The 24,910-nt window shown below is 71.3% G+C and carries 26 protein-coding genes and 1 riboswitch; of the genes, 13 read left to right on the top strand and 13 right to left on the bottom strand.

The features are described 5' to 3' along the window. Positions 1–42: 42 nt before the first annotated feature. The 3 genes from DQ392_RS15520 to DQ392_RS15510 are packed head-to-tail and all read left to right on the top strand — an operon-like array spanning position 43 to position 1,286. On the top strand, positions 43–450 hold the full coding sequence (locus DQ392_RS15520) for an NUDIX hydrolase (RefSeq protein ID WP_114016187.1): 408 nt from the start codon (positions 43–45) through the stop codon (positions 448–450). A 57-nt stretch (positions 451–507) separates the two neighbouring features. After that, positions 508–969 (top strand): ATP-binding protein, encoded by a 462-nt coding sequence (locus DQ392_RS15515; protein WP_425470539.1) that lies wholly within the window; start codon positions 508–510, stop codon positions 967–969. Further along, positions 966–1,286 carry a hypothetical protein gene (locus DQ392_RS15510; RefSeq protein WP_114016185.1) on the top strand — a complete coding sequence of 107 codons (321 nt, stop codon included), beginning with the start codon at positions 966–968 and terminating at the stop codon, positions 1,284–1,286. Before DQ392_RS15515 ends, DQ392_RS15510 begins: the two co-directional genes overlap by 4 nt. 554 nt (positions 1,287–1,840) lie before the next feature. On the opposite strand, the gene DQ392_RS15505 is transcribed toward DQ392_RS15510, so the two are convergent. Both DQ392_RS15505 and DQ392_RS15500 read right to left on the bottom strand, forming a co-directional pair. Further along, complete coding sequence (locus tag DQ392_RS15505; protein ID WP_114016313.1) at positions 1,841–2,464, bottom strand: hypothetical protein; 624 nt, start codon at positions 2,462–2,464, stop codon at positions 1,841–1,843. 438 nt (positions 2,465–2,902) lie between these two features. Further along, positions 2,903–3,082, bottom strand: coding sequence for a hypothetical protein (locus DQ392_RS15500; RefSeq protein WP_147266530.1), 180 nt, complete (start codon positions 3,080–3,082; stop codon positions 2,903–2,905). A 265-nt stretch (positions 3,083–3,347) separates the two neighbouring features. Here DQ392_RS15500 and DQ392_RS15495 point away from each other — a divergent pair, with 265 nt between their 5' ends. Continuing rightward, positions 3,348–4,079 carry a DNA alkylation repair protein gene (locus DQ392_RS15495; protein WP_245981506.1) on the top strand — a complete coding sequence of 244 codons (732 nt, stop codon included), beginning with the start codon at positions 3,348–3,350 and terminating at the stop codon, positions 4,077–4,079. 119 nt (positions 4,080–4,198) lie between these two features. On the opposite strand, the gene DQ392_RS15490 is transcribed toward DQ392_RS15495, so the two are convergent. From DQ392_RS15490 to DQ392_RS15480, 3 genes are all read right to left on the bottom strand, one after another. After that, the gene (locus DQ392_RS15490; protein WP_114016182.1) at positions 4,199–4,402 is read right to left on the bottom strand and encodes a hypothetical protein; all 204 of its coding nucleotides are present in this window, start codon (positions 4,400–4,402) and stop codon (positions 4,199–4,201) included. A 305-nt stretch (positions 4,403–4,707) separates the two neighbouring features. Beyond that, positions 4,708–5,496, bottom strand: a complete 789-nt coding sequence (gene mltG / locus DQ392_RS15485) for an endolytic transglycosylase MltG (protein WP_245981503.1) — start codon at positions 5,494–5,496, stop codon at positions 4,708–4,710. 48 nt (positions 5,497–5,544) lie between these two features. Next, positions 5,545–6,576, bottom strand: a complete 1,032-nt coding sequence (locus DQ392_RS15480) for a zinc-binding dehydrogenase (RefSeq protein ID WP_114016180.1) — start codon at positions 6,574–6,576, stop codon at positions 5,545–5,547. Positions 6,577–6,897: 321 nt separating this feature from the next. On the opposite strand from DQ392_RS15480, the gene DQ392_RS15475 reads away from it, so the two are divergent. Further along, on the top strand, positions 6,898–7,560 hold the full coding sequence (locus DQ392_RS15475; protein ID WP_114016179.1) for a pentapeptide repeat-containing protein: 663 nt from the start codon (positions 6,898–6,900) through the stop codon (positions 7,558–7,560). A 182-nt stretch (positions 7,561–7,742) separates the two neighbouring features. Here DQ392_RS15475 and DQ392_RS15470 read toward each other — a convergent pair whose 3' ends face one another. Together DQ392_RS15470 and DQ392_RS15465 are read right to left on the bottom strand one after the other, a co-directional pair. Beyond that, positions 7,743–8,276: a hypothetical protein gene (locus tag DQ392_RS15470; RefSeq protein WP_114016178.1), complete on the bottom strand. Its 534-nt coding sequence runs from the start codon at positions 8,274–8,276 to the stop codon at positions 7,743–7,745. 291 nt (positions 8,277–8,567) lie between these two features. Further along, the gene (locus DQ392_RS15465) at positions 8,568–9,143 is read right to left on the bottom strand and encodes a TerD family protein (RefSeq protein ID WP_114016177.1); all 576 of its coding nucleotides are present in this window, start codon (positions 9,141–9,143) and stop codon (positions 8,568–8,570) included. Positions 9,144–9,348: 205 nt separating this feature from the next. On the opposite strand from DQ392_RS15465, the gene arfB reads away from it, so the two are divergent. Next, on the top strand, positions 9,349–9,780 hold the full coding sequence (arfB, locus tag DQ392_RS15460) for an alternative ribosome rescue aminoacyl-tRNA hydrolase ArfB (protein WP_114016176.1): 432 nt from the start codon (positions 9,349–9,351) through the stop codon (positions 9,778–9,780). Positions 9,781–9,801: 21 nt separating this feature from the next. On the opposite strand, the gene DQ392_RS15455 is transcribed toward arfB, so the two are convergent. Further along, positions 9,802–10,275, bottom strand: a complete 474-nt coding sequence (locus tag DQ392_RS15455; RefSeq protein WP_181856448.1) for a flavin reductase — start codon at positions 10,273–10,275, stop codon at positions 9,802–9,804. Between the two features lie 609 nt (positions 10,276–10,884). Here DQ392_RS15455 and cdgB point away from each other — a divergent pair. Together cdgB and DQ392_RS15445 are read left to right on the top strand one after the other, a co-directional pair. Then, complete coding sequence (cdgB, locus tag DQ392_RS15450; RefSeq protein WP_114016174.1) at positions 10,885–12,687, top strand: diguanylate cyclase CdgB; 1,803 nt, start codon at positions 10,885–10,887, stop codon at positions 12,685–12,687. A 93-nt stretch (positions 12,688–12,780) separates the two neighbouring features. After that, the gene (locus DQ392_RS15445) at positions 12,781–13,821 is read left to right on the top strand and encodes a carbohydrate-binding protein (RefSeq protein WP_114016173.1); all 1,041 of its coding nucleotides are present in this window, start codon (positions 12,781–12,783) and stop codon (positions 13,819–13,821) included. Between the two features lie 98 nt (positions 13,822–13,919). Here the strand turns inward: DQ392_RS15445 and DQ392_RS15440 are convergent, their stop codons facing one another. The 3 genes from DQ392_RS15440 to DQ392_RS15430 all read right to left on the bottom strand — a co-directional run bounded on the left by DQ392_RS15440 (position 13,920) and on the right by DQ392_RS15430 (position 17,075). Continuing rightward, the gene (locus tag DQ392_RS15440) at positions 13,920–14,876 is read right to left on the bottom strand and encodes a 1-phosphofructokinase family hexose kinase (RefSeq protein WP_114016172.1); all 957 of its coding nucleotides are present in this window, start codon (positions 14,874–14,876) and stop codon (positions 13,920–13,922) included. Between the two features lie 133 nt (positions 14,877–15,009). Next, positions 15,010–16,158 carry an N-acetylglucosamine-6-phosphate deacetylase gene (nagA, locus tag DQ392_RS15435; protein ID WP_114016171.1) on the bottom strand — a complete coding sequence of 383 codons (1,149 nt, stop codon included), beginning with the start codon at positions 16,156–16,158 and terminating at the stop codon, positions 15,010–15,012. Further along, a complete protein-coding gene (locus tag DQ392_RS15430; RefSeq protein ID WP_245981533.1) occupies positions 16,155–17,075 on the bottom strand; it encodes an ROK family protein in 921 nt (306 codons plus the stop codon). Before DQ392_RS15430 ends, nagA begins: the two co-directional genes overlap by 4 nt. Before the next feature lie 504 nt (positions 17,076–17,579). Here DQ392_RS15430 and DQ392_RS15425 point away from each other — a divergent pair. The 3 genes from DQ392_RS15425 to otsB are packed head-to-tail and all read left to right on the top strand — an operon-like array spanning position 17,580 to position 20,127. Then, complete coding sequence (locus DQ392_RS15425) at positions 17,580–18,839, top strand: extracellular solute-binding protein (RefSeq protein WP_181856442.1); 1,260 nt, start codon at positions 17,580–17,582, stop codon at positions 18,837–18,839. Between the two features lie 34 nt (positions 18,840–18,873). Continuing rightward, entirely contained in the window at positions 18,874–19,212 is a 339-nt protein-coding gene (locus DQ392_RS15420; RefSeq protein WP_114016168.1) for a DUF3263 domain-containing protein, read from the top strand. A gap of 54 nt (positions 19,213–19,266) precedes the next feature. Next, complete coding sequence (gene otsB / locus DQ392_RS15415; protein ID WP_114016167.1) at positions 19,267–20,127, top strand: trehalose-phosphatase; 861 nt, start codon at positions 19,267–19,269, stop codon at positions 20,125–20,127. On the opposite strand, the gene DQ392_RS15410 is transcribed toward otsB, so the two are convergent. Next, positions 20,119–21,609, bottom strand: coding sequence for an alpha,alpha-trehalose-phosphate synthase (UDP-forming) (locus DQ392_RS15410; protein WP_114016166.1), 1,491 nt, complete (start codon positions 21,607–21,609; stop codon positions 20,119–20,121). The two genes, otsB and DQ392_RS15410, sit on opposite strands and share 9 nt — an antisense overlap. A 125-nt stretch (positions 21,610–21,734) precedes the next feature. After that, complete coding sequence (locus tag DQ392_RS15405) at positions 21,735–22,757, bottom strand: glucosyl-3-phosphoglycerate synthase (protein WP_114016165.1); 1,023 nt, start codon at positions 22,755–22,757, stop codon at positions 21,735–21,737. 185 nt (positions 22,758–22,942) lie between these two features. Beyond that, positions 22,943–23,093, top strand: a riboswitch (SAM riboswitch). An 18-nt stretch (positions 23,094–23,111) separates the two neighbouring features. Between DQ392_RS15405 and thrC the strand changes: the two genes are divergently transcribed. Together thrC and DQ392_RS15395 are read left to right on the top strand one after the other, a co-directional pair. Next, entirely contained in the window at positions 23,112–24,419 is a 1,308-nt protein-coding gene (gene thrC / locus DQ392_RS15400) for a threonine synthase (protein ID WP_181856441.1), read from the top strand. Between the two features lie 59 nt (positions 24,420–24,478). Further along, entirely contained in the window at positions 24,479–24,754 is a 276-nt protein-coding gene (locus DQ392_RS15395) for a MoaD/ThiS family protein (protein WP_114016164.1), read from the top strand. Positions 24,755–24,910 lie beyond the last annotated feature (156 nt).

Raw genomic sequence — 24,910 nt, 5'->3', positions numbered from 1 at the left:
AGGGGACCGAGGAACGTGAGCACGGTAGAGCGCCCCCACTCCGTGAGCGTCGCAGGGGTCATCGTTGACGACGCAGACCGAGCGCTGCTGATCCAGCGCCGCGACAACGGCCAGTGGGAGCCACCCGGCGGCGTCCTCGAACCCGGGGAGACCATCCCCGACGCGCTTCAACGCGAGGTCCTCGAAGAGACCGGCATGAAGATCGCCCTCCCGGCGACCCTCACGGGCATCTACAAGAACATGACCGGCCTGATCGTCTCCATGGTCTTCCGCTGCGAAGCGGTCGACGGCTCCCCGACCACCGGGGACGAGACCTACGCACTTCGCTGGGCCACCCGCGAAGAGGTCACCCAGCTCGCCGACGAGGCATACGCGGTCCGCGTCCTGGACGCGCTCGACGGGGCATCCCCGCCGGCCATCCGGGCCCACGACGGCATACGACTCGTCTAGCACACACCCACTACCCATAGCGGCCACCAGCACGAAGGAACTTGTATGCACGAGTATATGAGTACGGAGCGGATCTGGGAACTCATCTGCCCAGGACTCCCCGAAGAGGTAGGCCGAGTCCGCCGCTGGACCCGCGATGTCCTGCACGACAGCCCCCACGCGGACGACGCCGCACTGATCGTCAGCGAACTGGGCTCCAACGCACTCATCCACTCAGCGAGCGGCAGCCCCAACGGGAGCTTCCACGTCTCCCTGCACCGAACCCCCGGCACCGTCGTCCTGGCGGTCACCGACACCGGCGGAGGAGAGACCAAGCCCCACGTCGCGACACCGAACGAGGACGAGACCCACGGCCGCGGCCTGGGCCTGATCGCAGCACTGGCCAACCGCGTACGCGTCAGCGGCGACGACTACGGCCGGACGGTCACCGTCGAGATCAACGACCAGCACCAGGCGCCGGCCAGGCCCTCAGCGCGAGGGGTCCGCGTCGCACGACCCGCCCCGAGGTCGATGGCATGAGCGAGCGACCGCAGACGACTCAATGCGTCTACTACTGCGAGTGCTACGTCAACGAACGTCGCATCGGCATCTACGACGCCTACAGCCCACGCGAAGCCCTGCGATGGATGCGCATCAGCCTCATGATGATCGCAACCACCCTGGACGAAGCGCCCTACAGACGAGCCCGCACATGGCTCGACCACGGCCAACCAGCAGCAGCCCACGACCTCGAACAGGGCAGACCGCACACCCTCACACTCAAGCAGCGCAGCACCCAGGCCACTTGGACAGTCAGCCCGATACCGTACGCGCCAGCACCCGAAGCGCGTGCGTGACAACTTTCTCTACGACTTCAAGGCGGCCCGCTGACGCGGGCCGCGCGCGCTGGCGCCCCGTGGCCGCCGCCCGCTCCTGTCTCCGCCCCGCTCCGCGCCGGCCGCGGGCCGCTCAGCGCGCAACCCGGAACAGCAGTTCGCCTGCCCGGCGCAGAAGTCCGGACCGCTTCATCCGATACGGCGCGGTCATCGCCGGACGCCCCTGCACGAGCACGCCCATCTGCACGAGGCCGACCAAGGCCCGTGGCGCGGCGCCTGGTCGCGTCGCGGTCTGCGGGCCGGTCCCGCCATCGCGAAGTGGTCGGTCAGGGCTTCGCGGAGGCGTCTGCGGGTCAAAGATCGACACATGAAAGCGTGGCTGAGGTCGGTGAGTGGTTGCCGGGGCCACGTACAGGTGCTCGGACACCTGTCCCGCCGTCGTGGCTGACTTTCTGTGGTTGAGGCATCAGCGGCACTCGTTGCATCCGTGTTCGGAACCAGTCCAGAGCCGCCTGGTGACCGAGCAAACAGTCGTGGGAGTCCTACGCATCAGGGGCGCGGGTACGCGCCCCTGATCACCGATGGCTGGCGTCGAGACTGTTGTCGATGCCTGGGATCCAGAAGCAGATTTCCAACGTCTTCAGGCGGTCCCAGTGCCGCACACGTCGTCCATGTCTGATTGCGGCAGTCAGGCTTACGAGTAGCAGTGCCGCACAGATTCCTGCCAGCACACGAGCGGGTCCGACGACGAGTTCGATCATCGCGACGACGAGCGCGAACACCAGGGCGAGGGCCGAGTTCCGCAGCATCAACGCGACGCCTTGCAGCCGAGTGATCTCTCCCGCTGCTTCCTTGTCATGGAGTTCGACCGCAGCCAACAGCACAGACGTATCAGCGTGCACGAAGGCTCGGTCCCGGGCCTCGGGCACTCTGGCAACAAATTCACGACGAGCGTGAACGACACCCCAGTTCCAACGCGGTGCCATCTTGTCCAAGAGGGCGCTCAGGGGATAGGCCAGATGCCCCAGCAGGTAACTGGCAACAGCGGCGCCGATCACCTGTAGCACTGACGGTGCCGAGGCCAGACTTGCGAGATCGATGATGTTCAACCGTGCCAGCACGTATATGATCAAGGACAGATGCAGTGCTCCAGGTATCCCATAGGTGAACAGATCGAAGATGCCTACAGCTAAGGTCACGATGATCCCCTGACTCGCCAAGGCTCCTGACTCTAGTGAGCCTTCGAGCGGCCACCAGGCTCGGCCCCACCAACGACATCCGAGTCCGTCTTGAACGCTCTGCCGGGCACGGGCGCGCCTAGGCCCGGCAGCAGGGCCGGGGCACTGCCAGTCACCACGTGACCGAACCGCATCCGTAGCCCGTCAACGAGTGCTGTACAGCAGTGAAGTACAGCAACCTGGCGGGCCGTTCGTAGCCGCAGACCCCTGGAGACGGCACTTGCGTGACCGCTCCAACCACAGATGTCCGGCCTCTCCACAGCTTGTAAACAGAAGGTCGTCGGTTCGAATCCGACAGGCGGCTCCAGATTGTTCGTGCAGGTCAGAGGACCTGGCGGTGCTGTCCGCTCAGACCTTTTCCGGTGAGCCCATCAGCGGTGGGCCCGTGCACAGCCGCGTTCAGAGACGCCGGGAGTGGGTCTGTTGGTGGATGGTCTGGGCCTTGGCCTCGGCGGTGAGGCCGCGTTGCCGTTCTTCCGGGGTGAGGTTGCCGCGGGAGCCGCCGATGCCACGGCGGTGGGCCGCGTAGGCCAGCGCACCGACGAGAGCCAGGCACGCGACCAGGACGAGCACGATCATGTCCTTCTCCATCCTCCGCGTCTCGACTGGGGTGCGAGCCTAACGCGTCAGGCGTCGGCGTATCGGGCGTTCAGTGCGGCCGCGGGCGGGTGGGAGTACCTCGGCGGTACCTGGGGATGCGCCGGGCCGGGCCGCGGCGGCGGCCCGGGGTTCTGCTGCTGCGCCACAGCCACGGGCACAGCCACAGGCGGTAGCGTCCGTCCGCATGACGATTGGTGCCCTGGAGAAGCTGCGGTCCGAGTTGAGGGGGTTGGCGGAGCCGGGCATGCGGGGGCAGTTGGTGCGGGTGCTGCGGCCGCCGGACGATGACGAGCTGCTCGGTGTGCGTGTTCCGGTGATGCGCGAGCTGGCCCGGCGGTACCGGGGGTTGGCGAGGGAGGACGTGGATGTCCTCCTGCGCAGCCGCGTTCATGAGGAGCGGTTCGCCGGTCTGCTGGTTCTGGCCGAGCAGGTGCGTACTGCGCGCGGTGCCGAGCGGAAGGCGCTGGTCGATTTCTATCTGGCGCGTACCGACCGGGTGGACAACTGGGATCTGGTGGATGGCTCCGCGTACGTCGTGCTGGGGCCGTGGCTGCTGGACGGGCCGGCGGCCGGGTCGGCGGAGGTTCCGGCGGACGGCCCGTCGGACAGTCCGGCGGACCGGACGGCGGACCGGCTGGAGGTGTTGGACGAGCTGGCGGGATCGGCGTGGCTGTGGGACCGCAGGATCGCCGTGGTGGCCACGTTGGCGTTGATCCGAGCCGGCCGCTTCGAGCCGACCTTGCGGCTCGTTCACCGGTTGCGCGGGGACCCGGAGCCGTTGATCCACAAGGCGTCGGGGTGGATGCTGAGGGAGATCGGCCGCCGGGACGAGCAAACGCTGGTGGATTTCCTCGATCGTCATGTGACCGAGCTGCCGCGGATCACCGTGCGGTACGCGGTCGAGCGGTTGGCGCCGGACGCGCGTGCCCGGTTCGTGAGGACGCGACAGGGCTGGGTGGGAAACCGTATTTCCTGACGGAGTGAGGTCGGGAATTCGGCGTCACCTCGGGACGTGATACCCCGGCGAGCCGATGCGCCCCGCCCCTGCCGGGGGATTACCGCAGTTTTGGAGCGGTATTTGTCAAGGGTGCGCCGTCAGGTCGCCGTGGCGAAGTGGGTGAAGTGGGTGACGGTTCCCAGGGGAGTCATCCAGCCGTTCGACTCGTCGTTGCTGATGCCCGCGCTGCCCCGCTCGTCCTCCTTCTTCTTCAAGAAGGTCAGGAGTTGGGTGGTGGCGGCGGTGAGAGCGCCCAGGCCGCCGAAGAAAGTGCCGAGGGCTTCAAGGGTTTGAAGGAACATCGTGCTCGCCTCCCGTGTGCACGGGCCGGGCGCGCACTGCGTGGTTCACACGGTCAGGAAAGGAATTCCTGGGGCGGAGAAGGTGAAGGGTCCGGCCATTCCGGTAGCTTCTCGCCACTTGTGGAGCGCGTCAGCCCTTACGAGGCTCTTGGTGCTCCAGTTGCTCAGGATCATCGGCACGGGTTTTCCTCCTTTCCTTCTCCATGGGGGAGAGTGAGAGCCCTTACTGTAACGGCGCCTCGGCCGTCCGTACAGAACCCGTTCGGTACGGCGTCTTCATTCAGCCATGGTGGCGTCCGTCCCGGCTACGCGCCGTTGCGCTGTTCCGTGTTGAACTCCTCCACCCACTTCAGGTGCTGTTCGTAGTCGTCGGTGAAGCGGGTGTCGCCCGGTTTGACGGTGACGAAGTAGAGCCAGTCGCCGTCGGCGGGGGAGGTGGCGGCCTTGAGGGCTTCGCGGCCGGGGTTGTCGATGGGGGATGGCGGGAGACCTTTGTGGCGGTAGGTGTTGTAGGGGGAGTCGATGCGGGTGTCGGCGAGTGAGGTGTTGAGGGTGGAGCGGTCGAGGGCGTAGTTGATGGTGGAGTCCATCTGGAGGGGCATGTCGCGTGCCAGACGGTTCTTGATCACGCGTACGACCTTGGTCATGTCCGCGTAGTTGTCGGCCTCCGCCTGGGCGATGCTGGCGACGACGAGGGTGCGGTAGTCGTCGACGTGCGCCGCCGCGTGCCGCTTGCGGGCGGTCTTCGTCATGGAGGCCACCAGCGAGGTGGGCGTCGTCTCGGACCGCACGGTGTACGTGCCGGGGTAGAGGTAGCCCTCAGGGTTGCCCTTCGCCGCCGCGGGCAGCTTGAGTTCTCCGGCACGGGCTGCGCGCTCCGCGGCCTTCTTCGTCGTCCCTGGCGATACGGAGAGCGCTTCGTCGGTTGCCTCGTACACCTGTGCGGCGCGATGCCCTGCGGATACGACGAGGGGCGTCGTGGCCCATTCCTGCTGGTACTGCCGGATCAGTACGACGGCCGCGGCCACGGCGAGTGCGCACAGGGCGGCCACCCCGGCGAGCCGGCGTCGCCGCTTCGCGGTCCTGGTGGTCATACGGGGAACGCTAAGCCAGCGGCACGCCTCGCGGGAGGCCGCGCGCATTTATGGGACGAGTACCACCCTGCCCGTCGTCGCCCGCGTCTCCAGTGCCCGGTGGGCGGCGGCGGCCTCGGCGAGGGGGAAGGGGTGCACGAGCGGGGTCAGGACGCCGTCGGCCGCGAGCGCCAGCGACTCGTCCTCCAGTTCGCGCTTGTGCGCCTGCATGAACGCCGGGTCGAGCGGGCGGACGGTGAGGCCCCGCGCTGCCGCCTCACCGGGGCCCGGCGTGCGCGCGGACGGGCTGTCCGCCGTGGACGGGGCGTCCGTCCTGGACGGGGCGGCTGCGTCGGTCAGCAGCGTGGACGAGCCGCCGTACGCGTGATGCGTGCCGCCCGGGGCGAGGAGGTCGAGTGCGGTGCGGGCGAGTGTTCCGCCGGGGCCGTCGAACAGGTGGCGTACGGGGCGTTCGCCGTACGCCACACGGACGCGCTCGCTCCAGTCGGTGCGTGTGTAGTCGACGGCGAGGTCCGCGCCGAGGCGGCTGACGGCCGCTGTCTTGTCCTGGCCGCCGGCCGCGCCGATGACGCGGGCGCCGCGGTGCTTGGCGTACTGGGTCAAGAGCGCGCCCATGCCGCCGGCCGCGCTGAGGACCAGGACGGTGTCGTCGGGGCCGAGGTCGGTACCGCGCAGGACGCCCATCACGGTGCGCCCGGTGCCGATCATGGCGACGGCCTGTGCGCAGGTGAGCGCTTCGGGTACCGCCTGGAGGGCGGCGGCGTCGGCGACGGCCAGCTCCGCGTAGCCGCCCGGTGCCGCGCCCAGGTGGACGGTGACGCGGCGCCCGAGCCAGCGCGCGTCGGTGCCCTCGCCCAGTGACGTGACGGTTCCGGCGACCTCGCGGCCGGGGACGGTGGGCAGTCCGGGCAGGGGCAGGGGGCCGAGACGGCGGCCGGCGCGCAGCGTGGCGTCGAGCAGGTGTACGCCCGCAGCCTGTACGGAGACGCGCACCTGGCCCGGCACGGGGAGCGGGTCGGGAACCTGCTCGTACGTCAGGTTCCCGGGCGGCCCGAAGGCGTGCAGGCGTACGGCGTGCATGGTGGGTGCTCCTTCGGGGGCGGCTGCGGTCGGCTACCCGTCGCGGCGGCGAGGCCGGCCCGCTGGTGCTGTGAGTGTGTGAGTTGAAGTGAGGTTCATGTCAACTGCCGTCCTGTGCCCGCGAACCCACGTCGCGCGTGGGGCGCCGTCCCATGTCGCGGGCCCTCTCGTCTCGTGGAGCCGTTTCCCGTGGCGAGGCCGTTTCCCGTCGCGAGGTCGTCTCGTCTCGCGGGGCCGTCTCGTCTCCGACCCCGCGTCAGTCGGCCCCGTCTCGGGTCCCGCGTCGGCGGCGTTGTCAGTGGGCGGGGGCAGCATGGGGGGATGGCGACATCAGCGGTGCGGGAAGCGCGGCTTCCCCAGGTCACTCTGCCCGAGCTGCGGCCCTTCAAGGGGGCGGGGCTGGAGCCGGACGGGGATTACGACGGAGTGCGGTTCGAGGGGCTCGACCTGAGCGGGACGGACGGCGGCGGGGCGACGCTGCTGGACGTGGGGATGTACCGCTGTGCGCTGGACGAGGCGCGCCTCACGCGGCTCAGAGTGATCGATTCGGTGCTCGAAGGGGTGTGGGGGGTCGGTACGGACCTCGCGGGTGGCGAGCTGCGCGACGTCGAGTTGCGGGACGCCAGGCTGGGCGGTGTCCAGCTGCACGGGGCGCGGCTGAACCGGGTGCTGGTGCGGGGCGGGAAGATCGACTACTTGAACCTGCGCCAGGCCCAATTGACGGACGTGACGTTCGAGGGATGTGTGCTCACCGAGCCCGACTTCGGGGGCGCCTCACTCGAACGGGTCGCGTTCCGCGACTGTGTGCTGCGCCGTGCCGAGTTCCACCAGGTGCGGTTCGAGAACGTGGACCTGCGCGGAGCGACGGAGCTGGACATCGCCACGGGCGTGGGCAACCTGGCGGGCGCGGTCGTCAGTTCGGGCCAACTGATGGAGCTGGCACCGGCGTTCGCCGCGCAGCTCGGGGTGCGGGTGGAGGACTGAGAGGACAGGCGCGGCCCGCCCGGCGCCGCCGGCCCCGCACGGTGCCCTTGTGTCCCTCGTGCCCCTGTCGCCGCGTTCCCCGGTGCCCTCAGACCTCCTACGAGCCCTCACGGCCCCTCATATCCCTTCGGGCCCTCACCGCCCCCTTCGGGCCCCCACCGTCGCCAACGGCCCCTTACCGCTCACGGCGTCCGGGGATAGCGCGACGTCAGGTCCCACACCGTCGGGTTGTCCGCCAGGCCGTCATGCATGTCGGTGAGGTCCGCGACCAGGTCGTGCAGGAAGTCGCGGGCCTCGCGGCGCAGCTCGGTGTGGCCGAAGGCCAGTGGCTCGCGGTCGTCGTCGGGTGACCAGTCGGCGGTGATCTCCACCCAGCCGAAGCGCCTGGTGAAGCGCAGCATGTCGGTGGACTCGGTGAAATCCAGCTCGGCGCGGTAAGGGCCGGGGGACCGGCTGCCGGGGGCGGCCGCCTGCCGCCCGGGCGTCGGGGAAGGGGCGCGGTCGAGTTTCTCGGCGATGTCGCACAGCGCCCAGGCGAAGTCGAGCACCGGCACCCACCCCCAGGCTGTGGACAGTTCGCGGTCGGTGTCGGTGTCGGCGAGGTAGACGTCACCGCAGAACAGGTCGTGCCGCAGCGCGCGGACGTCAGCGCTGCGGTAGTCCGTCTGGGGCGGGTCGGGAAAGCGGTGGGAGAGGGCGTAGCCGATGTCGAGCACGCCGCGATGGTGTCACGCCGCGCGGAGCGCCCCCACGCGGGCGCCGCTGCGCCGCCGCCCTGCCGCCTCGCCGCCCCGACGTGGAGCCCGACGCCCTCTCCGACCTCGCGGCACGGGACACGGGCACGGTCGCGGGCACCTCGGTGGGGCGGTCGCCGCACCCGCGTGGGTAGACCCTCGGTGGGGCCGCCCACACGCGCGTGGGTGGCGCTTCCCGCAGGGGAAGCGCCACCCGGTGCCCGCCGTATCGGCGCGTGGCCCGCGGCGTTGTGATCTGACCTCCGCCAGTCGTCAGACGTTGACGCCGAAGTCCTGGGCGATGCCCACCAGGCCGGAGGCGTAGCCCTGGCCGACGGCGCGGAACTTCCACTCGGCGCCGCTGCGGTACAGCTCGCCGAAGACCATGGCGGTCTCCGTGGCGGCGTCCTCGCTGAGGTCGTAGCGGGCGATCTCGTTGCCGTCCGCCTGGTTGACGATGCGGATGAAGGCGTTCCGCACCTGGCCGAAGTTCTGGCTGCGGCTCTCGGCGTCGTAGATCGAGACCGGGAAGACGATCTTGTCGACCTCGGCGGGGAGACCGGCCAGGTTGACGTTGATCTGCTCGTCGTCCCCGGCGCCCTCGCCGGTGACGTTGTCGCCGGTGTGGACGATGGCCTGGTCCGGGGTGGCCTTGTTGTTGAAGAAGACGAAGTGCTGGTCGGAGTAGACCTTGCCTTCCGGGTTCACCGCGATGGCGCTCGCGTCGAGGTCGAAGTCCGTACCGGTGGTGGTGCGCACGTCCCAGCCGAGGCCGACCGTGACGGCGCTCAGGCCCGGTGCCTCCTTGGTGAGCGAGACGTTGCCGCCCTTGGACAGGCTTACAGCCATGGGGGTGCCCTTCTGTCGTGATGGATCGGTGGTGACCCCCGAGGGAATCACCGGTGCGGGACCGGTACCTCACCGGGTCCGCCGTCCCGTATCTCACCCTCCACAACGCAGCCGGGCCTGGCATGGGTTCCAGCTTTCTTTGCCTTCTTTGCCTTCCACGGGAAATGCGGATGACGCGTGTGCGCGGAAGGCGGACCATGGAGACATGTCCGGTCCCTATTGCATACGCGGTACGGTCTCGCTGCCCGAGGCCGAGCTGACGTGGCGCTTCACGCGCTCGTCGGGGCCGGGCGGGCAGCACGTGAACACCAGCGACACCCAGGTGGAGCTCCGCTTCGACCTGGCGCGTACGCAGGCGCTTCCCGAGGTGTGGAAGCGCCGCGCGCTGGAGCGGCTGTCCGGCCGCCTGGTCGACGGCGGCGTGCTGGTCGTACGGGCGAGCGAGCACCGTTCGCAGTGGCGGAACAGGGAGACGGCCGCGGTGCGGATGGCCTCTCTGCTCGCGGAGGCGACGGCGCCGCCCCCGCCACCGCGCCGTCAGAAGAAGATCCCCCGCGGCATCAACGAGCGCAGGCTGCGGCAGAAGAAGCAGCGCAGCGAGGTCAAGCGCGGGCGCTCGGGGCGCGGTTGGCAGTAGGGCGCCTCCGGCGGCCGGGGCTCAGCCCAGGGACCGGTAGCGGCCGCCGTAGTACAACAGCGGGCCGCTCTCGCCGTGGGTGAGCCGGGTGGCCAGGACGCGGCCGATGACGAGGGTGTGGTCGCCCGCGGTCACGCGCTGTTCGGTGCGGCACTCGACCGCGGCGAGTGCGCCGTCGACGAGGGGAGCGCCGCTGACGGAGCCCCGGGTGTGGGGGAGCTCCTGGAAGAGGAGCCGGTCGCTGAGCCGCGCCTTCATTGCGAAGCGACCGGCGGTCTTGGTCTGGGCGTCGGTGAGCAGACAGACCGCCCAGTGGTCCTGTCGGGAGAGCAGTTCGTCCATCCGGGACTCTTCACGGAGGCTGATCAGCACCAGGGGTGGGTCGAGGGAGACGGACAGGAAGGCGGTGGCCGTCATGCCGACGTCCTCGCCGCGTGGTCCCTCTTCCGGGTCGTGCGCGGTGACCAGGACCACTCCGGCCGCCAGGCGCGCCATCGCCGCGCGGAACTCCTCGTCGCTCACCCCCTCAGCATGGGGCATGGGGTGGGGCGGGGGCACGTGGGTCGTTTGCTGCTGCACTGCGTGGGACACACTCGCTACGCTAACCAGCGGTTTTCGCATTACGCATCGGGCTGGGGGACCAGACGGGGCCTAGGACCGCTGTCCCGGGGCAGGCGGTGGGGGTGGGTCCGGGGCGTCGCGGGGCGCACGGGTTCGCGGCGCCGGCGGGCAGGTGGCCGGTTGCACGTTGCGCAGTCAACCAATTGCTGACTGTTGTGACTTGAGTCACAGAGGGCATTAATTGTTGACCCTGTGTACCGGGTGAACAGCTCGCTGTGATTCAGTGGCCGTGACAGCCGAGGAACGCCTGTGCGCACCGCAGAGCGACTGTGGACTCGACCGGGGCCCGACCGAGGCCCGGCCGCAGCTCAGCCGAAGTCCGGCCGATGACCGGCCGAGGGGTTTCGGGGGAGCGGCGGAAGGGTGGCCGAAGGGCGAGGAGAGACGGACCGAAGGGCGCGCGGGGGCACAGCGCTGTCAGCGAGGCCCGCACGCGGCGCCAAGAGCACCTGGAGTTGACGTACACAGCTCAGGGGGAGGGCTATGGAAACCGAGTCGGAGCCCTATGTCCGCCTTGCCAGTCTGCGTCAGCTGCATCACGTCGTGGCGCGGCTCAGCACAGCGCGCAGTCTCGCCGACACGCTCCAGACGGTGGCCGACGGTGTGGTCGAGGGGCTCGGCTTCGAGATCGCCGCGGTGAACCTGGTGCGTGCCGAGGGCGACCTGGTCGTCGCCGCTGTCGCGGGCAGTCCGGGGGCGGAGGCGATGATGGCGGGCCGTGTCGGCCCCCGCGCCTCCTGGGAGCGCCGGCTGGCGATGGGCGAGCAGTGGGGAGCGCTCCGGTTCGTTCCGTACACCGAGGGCTGGGTGCTGGACGACGACGACGTCCCGCAGTGGCACTCGCCCTCCCCGGTGCGCCAGACGCCTGACGCCTGGCACCCCATGGACCGGCTCTTCGCCCCGCTGCGCGCCTCGGACGGCGAGCTGCTCGGCGTCCTGTCCGTCGACAAGCCGCGCAACGGCCGCCGCCCGGGAGCCTGGGGGTGCGAGGCGCTCCAGATGTACGCCTCGCAGGCCGCCATCGCCATCAGCAACGCCCGGCTGCGCTCGAACATGCAGCGGGCCCTGGTGCGGCTGGAGCGTGAGCAGCAGGCGCTGCGCTCCAGCGAGGAGAGTTTCCGGCAGGCCTTCGAGTACGCGCCGAGCGGCATGGCCGTCGCGGAGATGGGCGGGGACCAGCACGGGCGGCTGCTGCGGATCAACGACGCGCTGTGCCGGCTGCTGGGCCGTCCGGCGTCCGCGATGCGCCGCTACTCCTTCTCCGACCTCGTCCACCCCGAGGACATCGGCACGCTGTTGAACACCTTCGCCGAGGGCGGCAGGGCGGAGCTGCGGATGGCGCGGCGTGACGGCTCGTACGTGTGGGTCTCGCTGCGCAACTCGGTCGTCGCCGACGCCGCCGACGGGCCCCGCTACCTGCTCACCCACGTCGAGGACATCGAGGAGCGCAAGCGGCACGAGTTGCAGCTCGCGCACCGCGCCAGCCACGACGCGCTGACCGGGCTGCCCAACGGCGCCGAGTTGCGCGCCCGGCTCAGCAACAGGCTCTGCTCGCTGGGGGAGCGGACGGCGGGGTGGCACGGCCACGGCCCAGCCGCCGTACCGACGGGAAGCCGCCCGGACGGGAACGGGTACGGGAACGGTTACGGGCCTGGGAACGGCTTTGGCGGACACGGGTACGAACCGGGTCCGGCCTTCGAACACGGTTACGAGAGCGGCGACGGCTTCTGGGACCTGGAGGGCCTGGGCGGCGGACCGGGGGGTCCGCACGCTCCGCGCTCCTCCGACGCGCCGGACGGGATATTCGGGCCCGGAAGCGGATGGGGTGCCGCCCCGCCGGACCCCCACCATGTGCACACGGTGCCGCCGAAGGGCGACGGGCCCGGCGAGAAGGGGCTCGCCGTCCTCTTCTGTGATCTGGACGGTTTCAAGTCCATCAACGACCGCCACGGGCACCACTGCGGTGACGCCGTGCTCATCGAGGTCGCCCGCCGCCTGTCGGACGCCGTGCGGGACGACGACACGGTCGCCCGGCTGGGCGGCGACGAGTTCGTGGTGCTGGCCGACGGGCTGGGCCCCGCGGAGGCTCAGGACCTCGCGGTCAGGCTGCGCAACGCGATCATCCCCCCGATGCAGGTCGACGGCCGTTCGGTACGGGTAGGTGCCAGTTTCGGCATCGGCTGGGCGGGCTGCGGGATGACGACCGAAGAGGTCCTGCAATCCGCTGACCAGCGGATGTACGTGGAGAAGCGGTCCCGCTCCAAGGGGCAGCGCAGGGCGGGCTAGCACACGCGGGTCCGCTCGGCCATGAGCGTGCCAAGCGGTTCGCCCAAGAGAGGTAGGCTCGCCCGGATACCTGACGCAGTAGGGAGTGAAGGGATGACCGCCGAGAACCACGGCACGGGTGCCCCGTCGGAAGGGGGAGACGAGGACCCGTTCGCCTATCTGTACAGGCAGGAGGGCGGCGCGCAGCAGCCCGCCGCGTCCGGCCAGCAGCCCGGCGTCCCCCGCCGCTCCTTCAACCAGGTCCGTGCGGTCGGTGAGCGGCAGTACGGCTACGGCTATCCGCAGCAACAGCAGCGTTCGGCCTACGGCTATCCGCAGCAGCAGTCGGCTTCCTACCAGCACTCCGGCGCTCCCCAGCAGCAGTCCGGGTACGGCTACCCGCAGCAGCCTCCGCCGCCCGGGCACCAGCCCAGCCCGCACTACGCGGCGCCCGAGACGATGCCGGGCGGCCGGGCGGCGGCACGCCAGCAGGGTGCTCCCGGCGGTCCGGGGCGTGGCAGGCGCAATCGCACGGGTCTGCTGGTGGGGGCGATAGCCGTGGTCGCCGCCGTGGTGATCGGTATCGGCGCCGCGATCGTCTTCAACGAGGACGACACGGACGATCCGCAGGCCAAGGATTCGGGGAGCGCCCAGCAGGACGACCCGAAGCAGGGCAACGACGACGGTACGGACGGCGAGAAGAACGACAAGCCTTCGCCCAAGGCGCTGCCCAAGGAGGACGCGGCCAGTCTCACGCTCGACGGCAGCGCCACCGCCGCCAAGGACGTCCAGGGAGCCAAGGGGCGCGGCGGCACCTATGTGGGGGGCATGAACCAGCCGGGCGCCTCGGCGACCTGGGAGCTGAAGGACGTGCCCACGGCGGGCAAGTACACCCTCCACGTCCGCTACGGCGTGCCGGGCAAGGACGCCGACGCCACCCTCACCGTCAACGGCGAGCCGGAGAGCCGTCCGCTGCGGATGAAGAACTTCTCCGGGGCCAAGAAGGGCGACTGGGAGCACGGCTGGCAGAACACCTGGTCGAACATCCAGCTCAAGAAGGGCCAGAACAGCATCAAGATCTCGTGCGAGGAGGGCAACAAGTGCGATGCCAACCTCGACCAGGTCTGGCTGGAGAAGGGCTGGAACCAGGGCTGACCCCGTCGGCGGCGGGCGCCGTGAGCCCATAGGCCCCCACCGCCGTCACAGGGGACCTACCTACCGGGGCACGGCGCCTCGGAAGGGGCCCTGCCGGTTCACGGCGCCTCGGAACGGCGCACCCGTACCGACGGCAGCATCGTCGCGTACGTCGGCTCGTCGAACTCGCCGGCCACAGGGGAGCGGACCGTAGCGGCGGACAGCGCGACGGCGCGGGCCAGCCGGTCCGGCCAGGGCAGGTCTTCGGCGAGGCCGGAGAGCAGCCCGGCGACCGCCGAGTCGCCCGCGCCCGTCGGGTTGCCCGCCAGCCGCTCGGGCACCGCCGCGCTCCAGGCGCCGTCCTGGGTGACCAGCAGCATTCCGTCCGCGCCCAGCGAGGCCGCGACCGCGTGGGCGCCGCGCCGCTGCGCTGCGCGGGCCGCGCGCAGTGGTTCCGCCGTGCCGGTGATCCCGGCGAGCTCTTCCGCGTTGGGTTTGATGATGTCGGGGCGCGCCGCGAGCCCGCGGCGCAGCGGTTCGCCGCTGGTGTCGAGCAGCACGGGGGTCCGCGCCGTGCGGGCCTCGCGGACCAGCGTCGCGTAGGCGCCCACGGGGACGCCCGGCGGCAGGCTGCCGCACAGAGCGACCGCGCGGACGTCGCCGTCGAGCAGCTCGCGGTAGGCGTCGAGGAAGGTCTCCCACTCCTCGGGGGTCACGTGCGGGCCCGGCTCGTTGAGCTGGGTGGTGTCCCCGCTGCTCTCGTCGACGACGCCGACGGTGCGCCGGGTGCGCCCCGAGACGGGCACCAGCGCGTCGGTGATCCGAGCTGGGCCGTTCTGGTGTCCGGGAGCGGCGTCGGCCGCCAGGAGGCTGCGCAGGACGCGGCCCGTCTCGCCTCCGGCGAAGCCGGTGACGGCGGTCTCGAAGCCGAGCGCGGCGAGCACCCGCGCGACGTTGAGGCCCTTGCCGCCGGGGCGCTCGCTGACCTCCCGCACGCGGTGGGAGGCGTGCGGGACGAGGTGGGGCACGCGATAGGTCAGATCGAGGGCGGCGTTGAGCGTGACGGTCAGGATCATCCGCTCGCACCACCCTCACCTGTCGGACAACGGCTCATGACACCAAACCCACGACGAAACGGCACCGCGGCCGAAGCGACCGCGCGAGCGATCATGCCATTGGAACGGCGACCCGGCGACCCCCCGTGCCAGCTCAGGGGGTGTGCGGGGGCACCACCCAGGCGCCGTGACGCATGACGCCGGCCGGCTCGAACTGTTGATCAAGCACGACCAGGTCGGCCAGCTTGCCGGGCTCCAGGGAGCCGACGCGGTCGGCCACGCCCAGCAGCCGCGCCGGGTTGGCGGACAGCGCGGCGACCGCGTCGGTGACCGGCAGCCCGTCGACGGTGACCGCCCGCTTGAAGGCCCGGTCCAGGGTCAGTGTGGAGCCCGCGATCGAGTCGCCCTCGACCAGCCGGGCCACGCCCTCGCGGACCTCGACCTCCAGATTGCCCAGCGGGTAGCGGCCGTCGCCCATGCCGGCCGCGCCCATGGCGTCGGTGATGAAGGCGACCCGGTCGGCGCCGGCGGCGCGGAACGCCAACTGGAGCGCCGCGGGGTGCAGGTGGATGCCGTCGTTGATCAGTTCGACGGTGACGCGCGGGTCCTCCAGCAGGGCGGTCACCGGTCCTGGGGCGCGATGGCCGAGCGGCGGCATGGCGTTGAACAGGTGGGTGGCCACCGTCGCGCCCGCGTCGATGGCCTCCCGGGTGGACTCGTAGCTGCCGTCGGTGTGTCCGACGGCGGCGATGACGCCGCTGTCGGCCAGCAGCCGCACCGAGTCCAGGCCGCCGGGGCGCTCGGGTGCCAGCGTCATCATCACCGCCTGGCCGCGCGCCGCGTCCAGCAGCTTGCGCACGTCACCGGGGTCGGGGTCGCGCAGCAGCGACTCCTCGTGGGCGCCGCGCCGGTTGCAGGCGATGAAGGGCCCCTCGAAGTGGATACCGGCCAACTCGCCCTGCTCGACCAGCTCGCTCAGGGAGCCGGCCTGCCGGGACAGGTCGTCCAGGTCGCCGGTGACGGTGGAGGCGGCCATGGTGGTGGTGCCGTGCCTGCGGTGGGTGTCGATGACGGTCAGCGACTCCTCGTGGGTGCCCGCCGAGAAGGACGCGCCGCCGCCGCCGTGGACGTGCATGTCGACGAAGCCCGGCACGATCCAGTGGCCGCCCAGGTCGAGTTCCGCGGCCTCGCCCGGCCCGGCGGCATCCACCAGGTGACGGTCCTCGACGGTCACCGTGGCGTCTTCGCGCACCCCGTCCGGCAGCACCACACGGGCACCGGTCAGCACCGTTCGCTTGCTCATCGGCTCGCAACCTCCGCGGTCAGTAGGTCCCAGGCGAGGAGGCCCGCACCCAGGCAGCCGGCGGCGTCACCGAGCGCCGCGGGCACGATGGCCGGGAGTGGCTGGAAGGTGACCTTCTCGCGGACCGCCTCCCGGAGCGGAACGAAGAGGGTGTCGCCCGCCTCGGCGAGGCCACCGCCGATGATCAGTGTGCGCGGGTCGAGCAGGGTGAGGCCCGTGACCAGGCCGGTGGCGAGCGCGTCGATCGCCTCGGCCCACACCTTCGCCGCGCGGGGGTCGCCCGACGTGACGGCCTTGGCGGCGTCCGCCGCCGTCGCCTCCGGGTTCCCGCACGCCTCGGCCCACGCCGCGCCGACCGCCGAGGCCGACGCGAGCCTCTCCAGGCAGCCGCGCTGCCCGCAGCCGCACGGGGGCCCGTCGGGGCGTACGACGATGTGTCCGATCTCCCCGGCGCTGCCGTGCGCCCCCGGCTCGACGGTCGTGCCGATGCCGATGGCGCCCGCGATGCCGGTGCCCAGCGGCACGAAGAGGTAGCGGTCCACGCCCTCGCCCGCGCCGATGCGCCCCTCCGCGAGCCCGCCGGTGCGCACGTCGTGCCCGAGCGCCACGGGCAGCGGGGCCAGTCCGGCGGCCCTGCCCCGGCCGAGGCGTTCGCTCAGCAGGGCGCGGAAGGGGACGTCGCGCCAGCCGAGGTTGGCGGAGAAGACGGCGACGCCCCGCTCGTCGTCGACGATGCCCGGTACCGCCACCCCGGCGGCGGACGGCTCGGTGCCGTACCGCTCCAAGCCCACGGCACGCAGCTCGGCGGCGAAGTCGAGCACGCCCTCGACCACCGCCTCGGGGCCGCGCTCGCGGCCGGTCGCCCGCCGGGCCTCGTGCAGCAGTTCGTTGCCGGTGCCGATGAGGGCGGCCTTCATGCCCGTGCCGCCGACGTCGAGGGCGATGACGTACCGGGCGGTCCGCGTCGGGCGCGGGGGCCGCGTGGGGGGTGCGGTGGGGGCCTCGTCAGGGGTGCTCACGCGGGACAGTCTCCCGCGTGAGCACCATAAAGGTCTAGTCCACTCCGGGGATCTTCTGCTCGCCCGGCGGGTGCGGACCTGTTTCCGCCCGAGCGGACAGGGGACCGCGCGGGGGCGACGCGGCGCATTCCGCACGCCTCCGCGAGTGAAGGGGAGAGGCTAAATCATCCGAGCGCGGAATTCTTTTACGGAGGTCGAACGGAAGCCAACCTGATTCCTTACCGGTATCGATCATCTGTAGACGGTGCGGGGGTGACGGAGGGAGACTCCCGCTCACGGACCGGGGTTGGTGGTGCCAGGGGGATTGGTGGTGCCAGAGGGTCCGCGGCACGGAGCACGTTCTGAGGGTTCGCAGGCTCTAAAGGGGCAGGGAAGCAGATGGATCGGCGTCGATTTCTGGGTATGGCCGCGACCGGGGTGGCCTCGGCGGCGGGGATGTCCGCTCTGAGCGGCTGCGGCAGTGGCCCTGGATCCGGCGATGTCACGTTGAAGCTCGTCGCGGCCGACTACGGCACCCCGGGAGCGGACAACAGCTCGAAGATCTACTGGCAGAAACTCGCCGACACCTTCACCAGGAAAAACCCCGAGATCTCCGTCGACGTCACCGTGTACAGCTGGAACGACATCGGCAAGAAGCTCGGCGACATGGTCGACTCAGGCGATCCGCCGGACATCGCCCAGGTCGACTCGTACGCCAGCTGGGCCGCCGAGGGAAAGCTCTACAAGGTCAACGAGCTGCTCCCGATACCCGACCAGGCCGAATTCCTCGTCTCGCTCGCCGAGGCCGGCGAGGTGCAGCGCGTCCAGTACGGCCTGCCGTTCGTCACCAGTACACGGGTTCTCATGTACAACAAGGACCTCTTCGCCAAGGCGGGGCTCGACCCGGACAAGCCGCCGGAGAGCTGGGAGGCGCTCAAGTCGGCCGCCCGCAGGCTCAAGCAGGCCGGGGTTCAGATCCCCTACGGACTGCCGCTCGGCCCGGAGGAGGCCCAGGGCGAGGCGCTGATGTGGTGCCTCGGCAACGGCGGCTCCTACGTCGACAGCGTCGGCAACTACACCATCAACTCGCCCGAGAACATCGAGACGATGGAGTGGCTGCGCGACAACCTCGTCGTGCCCGGCTACACCGAGCCCGCTCCGCAGCGCGTCGACCGCCAGAAGCTCTTCGAGGCGTTCAGCGCCGGCAAGGTCGGCGTCCTGAACGGACACCCCACCCTGGTGCAGCAGGCCGACAAGAAGGGCCTCTCCTACGGCACCGGCAAGCTGCCGGGCCGGGACGGGCCCGCGGACGGCACCCTGGGCGTCGGCGACTGGATGATGGCCTTCAAGAAGAGAGACCACCGGGAGGCGTGCGGCAAGTTCCTCTCCTTCGTCTACGAGGAGAAGAACCATTACGCCTTCGCCGCCCGGTACGGATTGCTTCCGGTCACCACCAGCGCCTCGGAGCGGATGCGCAAGGACAAGAAGCACAAGAAGCTGTGGCCCTTCCTCGACCAGCTCGCCGCCGCCGAGTTCTACCCGGTCGGCAAGGTCTCGTGGACCGGCACCAACGCCGCCCTGAAGAAGTCCGTCGGCAAGGCCGCGATGAAGGGCGGCGACCCCAAGGCCGTGCTGACCGCGCTCCAGCGCAGGGCGGAGGCGGCCGAGAAGGCGGAGTCGTGAAGGCGGAGTCGCAGGGGCGCCTTACCGTGGAGGGATGAGCGCACCGAACGGGGGCACCGGCGAGGGGGACGACGCGCGCGCGCACGACCGCGACGCGGAGCGTGCGGGTGACGGGGTCGCGGAGCGTGCCGGCGACGGGGTCGCGGCGGGGCTCTCGGACGAGGACAGGTCCGTGCTGGCCTTCGCCGCGCGCGGCTGGCCCTCGCCGGGTGAGAAGGAGCGGGCCATCAGGGAGCGGCTCGGCATGTCCCCGGTCCGCTACTACCAGTACCTGAACGCCCTGCTCGACGACGCGCGGGCAGCGGAGTACGACCCCGTGACGGTCAACAGGCTGCGGCGGCTGCGGCAGGCGAACCGCGACCGTACCCGCTGACGCGACCGCACCGGCTGAAGCGCGCGGCGGTGTCCGCCTGGTTAGGGTGCGGTCATGTCGCCTGAATCCCTGCCCGAGCCGCGGACGCGGGAGGGGCGCGCGGGGCTCGCCGCGCTCCGTGCCGAGCCCGAACGCGCCGTACTGGCCTTCGACTTCGACGGCACGCTCGCGCCCATCGTCGCCGACCCGCGGGCGGCCCGGGCCCACCCCGACGCGGTGCAGGCGCTCGCCCGGCTCGCCCCGCGCCTGGCGGGCATCGCGGTGATCACCGGCCGGCCCGCGGCCGACGCCGTGCGCTTCGGCGGCTTCGAGGGCGCGGCCGGGCTCGAAGGGCTGACCGTCCTGGGCGCCTACGGCGCGGAGCGGTGGGACGCGGCCGACGGCTCCGTCCACGCGCCCGAACCCCCGCCCGGGGTGGCCGCTGTCCGTGCCGAACTCCCCGCGGTGCTGCGCCAGGCGGGCGCGCCGGACGGTACCTGGACGGAGGACAAGGGCAGGGCGCTCGCGGTGCACACCCGGCGCGCGGCCTCCCCCGACGAGGCTTTCGCCCTGCTGCGCGCCCCCCTGCGCGCCCTCGCCGAACGGCACGGGCTGATGGTCGAACCGGGCCGCATGGTCCTCGAACTGCGGCCCCCGGGCGCGGACAAGGGCGCCGCGCTGGCGGACTACGTACGTGAGAAGCGCGCCGGCGTCGTCGCCTACGCGGGCGACGACCTGGGCGACCTGCCCGCCTACGAGACCGTCACCACCTTGAGGGGTGACGGAGTGCCGGGCCTGCTGCTCTACAGCGCCCCGCAGGCGGGGAACGAGGCCGTCCCCGGGCTCGCCGAGCGCGCGGACGTGACGGTAGGCGGCCCGGCAGGGCTGGTGCGCTGGCTGAACGGCCTCGCGGAGACGCTCACCGCGTCACGCTAGCTCCCGCAGCTGGTCGAGGAGCCAGCGAGTGGGCGGGTGCGCGGTGGCGGTCTCGGCCAGCCGGCGGGAGTGCGACGCACGGGCGGGCGCATCCAGCAGGAGCGCCGCGTGCACGGCGTCCGCCGTCTCCCGCACGTCGAACGGGTTGACGCAGAAGGCGTCGGCCGCCAACTCCTCGTATGCGCCCGCCTCCCGCGAGAGCACCAGCGCGCAGCCCTCGTCCGAAACGACGGGGATCTCCTTGGCGACGAGGTTCATCCCGTCGCGGATGGGGTTCACGAGTGCGACGTCCGCCATCCGGTACGCCGCGAGTGACCGCGCGAAGTCGTCCTTGACGTGCAGGACGACGGGCGTCCACCCGGGCGTGCCGAAGGCGGAGTTGATCTCGTCGGCGACTCGGCCGACCTCGGCGGTGTAGTCGCGGTAGACGGCGAGGTCCTGGCGCGAGGGGTAGGCGAAGGCGAGATGGACGACGTGCTCGCGCCACTCGGGGTGGTCGGTGAGCAGCCTGGAGTAGGCGTGCAGGCCGCGCACGATGTTCTTGGACAGCTCGGTGCGGTCGACCCGTACCAGCGTCCGGCGCGGCAGCCCGTCGGGTCCGGTGCCCACCTGGCCCCGCAGCTGGTCCATCCGATCCGCGACGTCGTCACGGTGGGCCCGCTCGCGCAGGAAGTCGCCGTCGGCGCCCAGCGGGTGCACCCCGATCCGGGTCGTGCGGCCCCCGTACGTGACGGACAGCGTGCCGTCCCGCGTCGTGACGTCCGCGCCGAGCACCCGCTCGCAGCACTCGGTGAACAGGCGGGCCCACCGGGTGGTCAGGAACGCGGTGCGGTCGGCGCCGAGCATGCCGCGCAGGACGCCTGCCGCGACGTCGTCGGGCAGCAGCCGGAAGTAGTCGGCGGGCGCCCAGGGGGTGTGAGAGAAGTGGCCGATCCGCAGGTCGGGGCGGCGCTCGCGCAGGAGGAGGGGGACGAGGGTGAGGTGGTAGTCCTGCACCAGCACGGTGGCGCCCCGCTCGGCCTCCTGTGCGAGGGCGTCGGCGAAGGCGGCGTTGTACGTCTCGTACTCCGCCCACTGGCGGGTGAAACTCTCGTCGAAAGCGGGTTCGAGCGGCGTCTGGTACAGCATGTGGTGGGTGAACCACAGCACCGAGTTGGCCACGCCGTGGTAGGCCGCCTCGAACGTCTCCGCCGGGATGTCGAGCATCCGTACGGCCTGGCCCCCGGTCTCCTCGCGGTCCAGGCGGCCGCCCGTGCGCCGGGCAGCCTCGCGGTCGCCCTCGCCCAGCGCCGCGCACACCCAGACCGCGTCCGTCTCCGGCCCGATGGCCGACAGGCCGGAGACGAGACCGCCGCCGCCGCGCTTGGCGGTGAGCGTGCCGTCCTCCGCGCGCGTGTAGGACACGGGCCCGCGGTTGGACGCGACGAGCACCTGCGACGACGCGGGGGACGAGGCCTTCGGTGATGTTGCTCCAGCGACCATGCGCGGAGCCTAGCCGCCCTCGAATCCGCTCAAACGTACGCGTGGCCGCCGAACCCCCCCCCGCGCGTGGCGAACCCGGACACCCGCGCGCGGCGCCCCCCGACGAACCGCCGTGCGCGGCGCCGTCACGCAGCCACCCGGCGCTGCCCGTATTCGGGCACCGTGCCCATCGGCGGGCGCTCCTCCGCGTCCACCAGATGGCCGCGCGGCTCGAAGGTGCCCCCTTCGCCCCGCTCGAACTGGGTCAGCGGCGTCACCCCCGACCGGCCGCCCAGCACGCTCGGACCGTCGCGGTGACCGCCCCGGTCGCGAGCGAGACCGACCCCGCGCTCGATGCGGCGCTGCGCCGTGGCGTAGATGGCGGTGGCCATCCGGCCCAGCGCCAGCCCGTCCTGGTTGCGGTGCAGGCGCACACCCACGTCGACCTGGGCCAGCGCGTCGAGGCCGACCAGGTCCAGCGCGTCGACGAGCAGCCCCAGCTCGACCCCGTACCCGACCGGGAACGGCAGCCGCTCCAGCAGCGACCTGCGCGCCGCGTACTCGCCGCCCAGCGGCTGCACGAGGCCGGCCAGACGCGGCCAGTGCAGGTTGAGCAGGGGCCGCGCCACCAGCTCGGTCACCCGCCCGCCGCCCGCCGGGCTGTCCCGCAGTGGACGGTCGTACATCGCCTTGACCAGATCCACGTCGGGTTCGGTCAGCAGCGGGCCGACGATGCCGGTGACGAAGTCGGACGAGAACTCGCGCAGGTCGGCGTCGACGAAGCAGATGATGTCACCGTGCGTCACCAGCAGTGACCGCCACAGCACCTCGCCCTTGCCCGGCCTGGCCGGTATCCGGGGCAGCACGTCGTCGCGGTGCACGACCCGGGCCCCGGCCGCCGCCGCGACCGCGCCGGTGCCGTCGGTGGAGCCGGAGTTCATCACGATCACCTCGTCCACCAGCGCTGTTCCGGTGGCCGGGTGGGGGGAGGCCAGCTCGCGGCGGATGATCGAGACGATGTCGCCGACGGTGGCTTCCTCGTTGAGCGCCGGCAGCACCACGCTGACCGTGGCGCCGGTGCGTCGCTTGGCCGCCAGGAGCTCCTCAAGCGGCCGGTCGGCGGCGCGCCAGGAGCGGCGCCGCAGCCATTGGCCCACTTCATCGAGCACGTGCGCGCCTTCCTGTGGTCCGATGGGGGGCTACGGACGGTCAGCGTTGATCCATCTCGCGGTTCGGACGTCCCTCTCAAGCGTGACCGCCGTCGGTTACAGTCTTGAACAACGCAGGTGACCTCCGCATCTCGGGGGCCCGCGAACAAACGCCCGAGCGGCCCGACCGCCCGGCGCCATAGTGCAGCTCATCCAGAGGGGCAGAGGGAACGGCCCGTTGAAGCCCCGGCAACCATCCCGCGATCCGCGCGTACGCGGACAGCTGTGGCGAGACCGCCTCGTGGGGACGGTGCCAATTCCGGCCCGTGGCGAGATACGACACGGGGAAGATGAGGAGAAAGGGCCTCGCCTCACATGGCTGTGCAAACCGTTGCAGCGACCAGCACCACCGCCTCCGACACCCCGGCGCCCTACGACCTGGGCGCGGCCGTCGCCCTCTCCTGCCGCGAGTGCGGCACCCGCACCCCGCTCGGCCCCAGCTTCGTGTGTCTGGAGTGTTTCGGCCCGCTGGAGGTCGCCTACGAGCTGCCGACCGGTGACCCGGAGGGGCTGCGCGAGCGCATCGAGTCAGGGCCCGCCTCGATGTGGCGCTACGCACCGCTGCTGCCGGTGCCCGCCGACGTCGCCGCCAAGCCGAACCTCAACCCCGGCTTCACGCAGCTGGTGAAGGCCGACCGGCTCGCCGCCGAGCTGGGCGTGACCGGCGGCCTCTACGTCAAGGACGACTCGGGCAACCCCACCCACTCCTTCAAGGACCGCCCGGTCGCCATCGCCCTGGAGGCCGCCCGCGCCTTCGGCTTCACCACGCTGTCCTGCTCCTCGACCGGCAACCTGGCCGGTGCCGTGGGGGCGGCCGCCTCCCGCGCGGGGCTGCGCAGCTGCGTGTTCATCCCCGACGGTTTGGAGCAGTCCAAGGTCGTGATGGCCGCGGTCTACGGCGGCGATCTGGTGGCGATCGACGGCACGTACGACGACGTGAACCGCTTCTGCTCCGAGCTGATCGGCGACCCGCTGGGTGAGGGCTGGGGCTTCACCAACGTCAACCTGCGGCCCTTCTACGCCGAGGGCTCCAAGTCGCTGGCGTACGAGATCTGCGAGCAGCTCGGCTGGCGGCTGCCCGACCAGATCGTCATCCCCGTCGCCTCGGGGTGCCAGCTCGTCAAGATCGACAAGGGGCTGCGGGAGCTGATCGCTCTCGGGCTCGTCGAGGACAAGCCGTTCCGGATCTTCGCAGCGCAGGCCGAGGGCTGCTCGCCGGTCTCCCGCGCCTACAAGGACGGGACGGACGCCGTGCGCCCCGTCAAGCAGCCCGACACCGTCGCCAAGTCCCTCGCCATCGGCGACCCCGCCGACGGTCCGTACGTCATCGACATCTGCAAGCGGACCGGCGGAGCCGTCGACGACGTCGACGACGAGCAGATCGTGGACGCCATGAAGCTGCTCGCGCGGACGGAGGGCGTGTTCGCGGAGACGGCGGGCGGCGTCACGCTGGGCGTGACGCGCAAGCTGATCGAGTCGGGGGCGATCGACCCCACCCTGACGACGGTGGTCCTCAACACCGGCGACGGCCTCAAGACGCTGGACGCCGTGGCCCCCTCGGCCCGGCCCACCGCCGTCATCCGGCCCAACCTCGGTGCGTTCCGCGACGCCGGCCTGGCCTGACCAGCCGCTTCCCGCCCCGGCCCGCGGCAACCCCCTCACATGTAAGGAAGATGCGAAACATGAGCGTGAACGTCCGGATCCCGACCATCCTGCGCACCTACACCGGCGGCCAGGCGGAGGTCACCGCCGAGGGCGGCACCCTCGCCGAGGTGCTCTCGGACCTGGAGCAGAACCACACGGGGATCAGCGCCCGCGTCCTCGACGACACCGGGAAGCTGCGCCGCTTCGTGAACGTCTACGTCAACGACGACGACGTCAGGTTCGAACAGGGCCTCCAGACGCCGACGCCGGACGGCGCGGGCGTCTCCATCATCCCGGCGGTGGCCGGCGGCTGAACGTCCACCGGCCGTACGCCCGGCTGCTGAGACGCGACCACGGAATCGCCCCCTCCGGATTTGATCCGGAGGAGGCGATTCCGCGTTTCGGAAGGCGGTAGAGTGACGGCAGTTTCCCGAGGTGCCGCACCGCCGCTTGCCGGACGCATATGAGCG

The sequence above is a fragment of the Streptomyces reniochalinae genome (genome assembly GCF_003323735.1).
Lineage (GTDB): Bacteria > Actinomycetota > Actinomycetes > Streptomycetales > Streptomycetaceae > Streptomyces > Streptomyces reniochalinae.
Note: the sequence above shows the minus strand (reverse complement) of the source record. Positions and strands in the feature narration are given on the sequence as shown.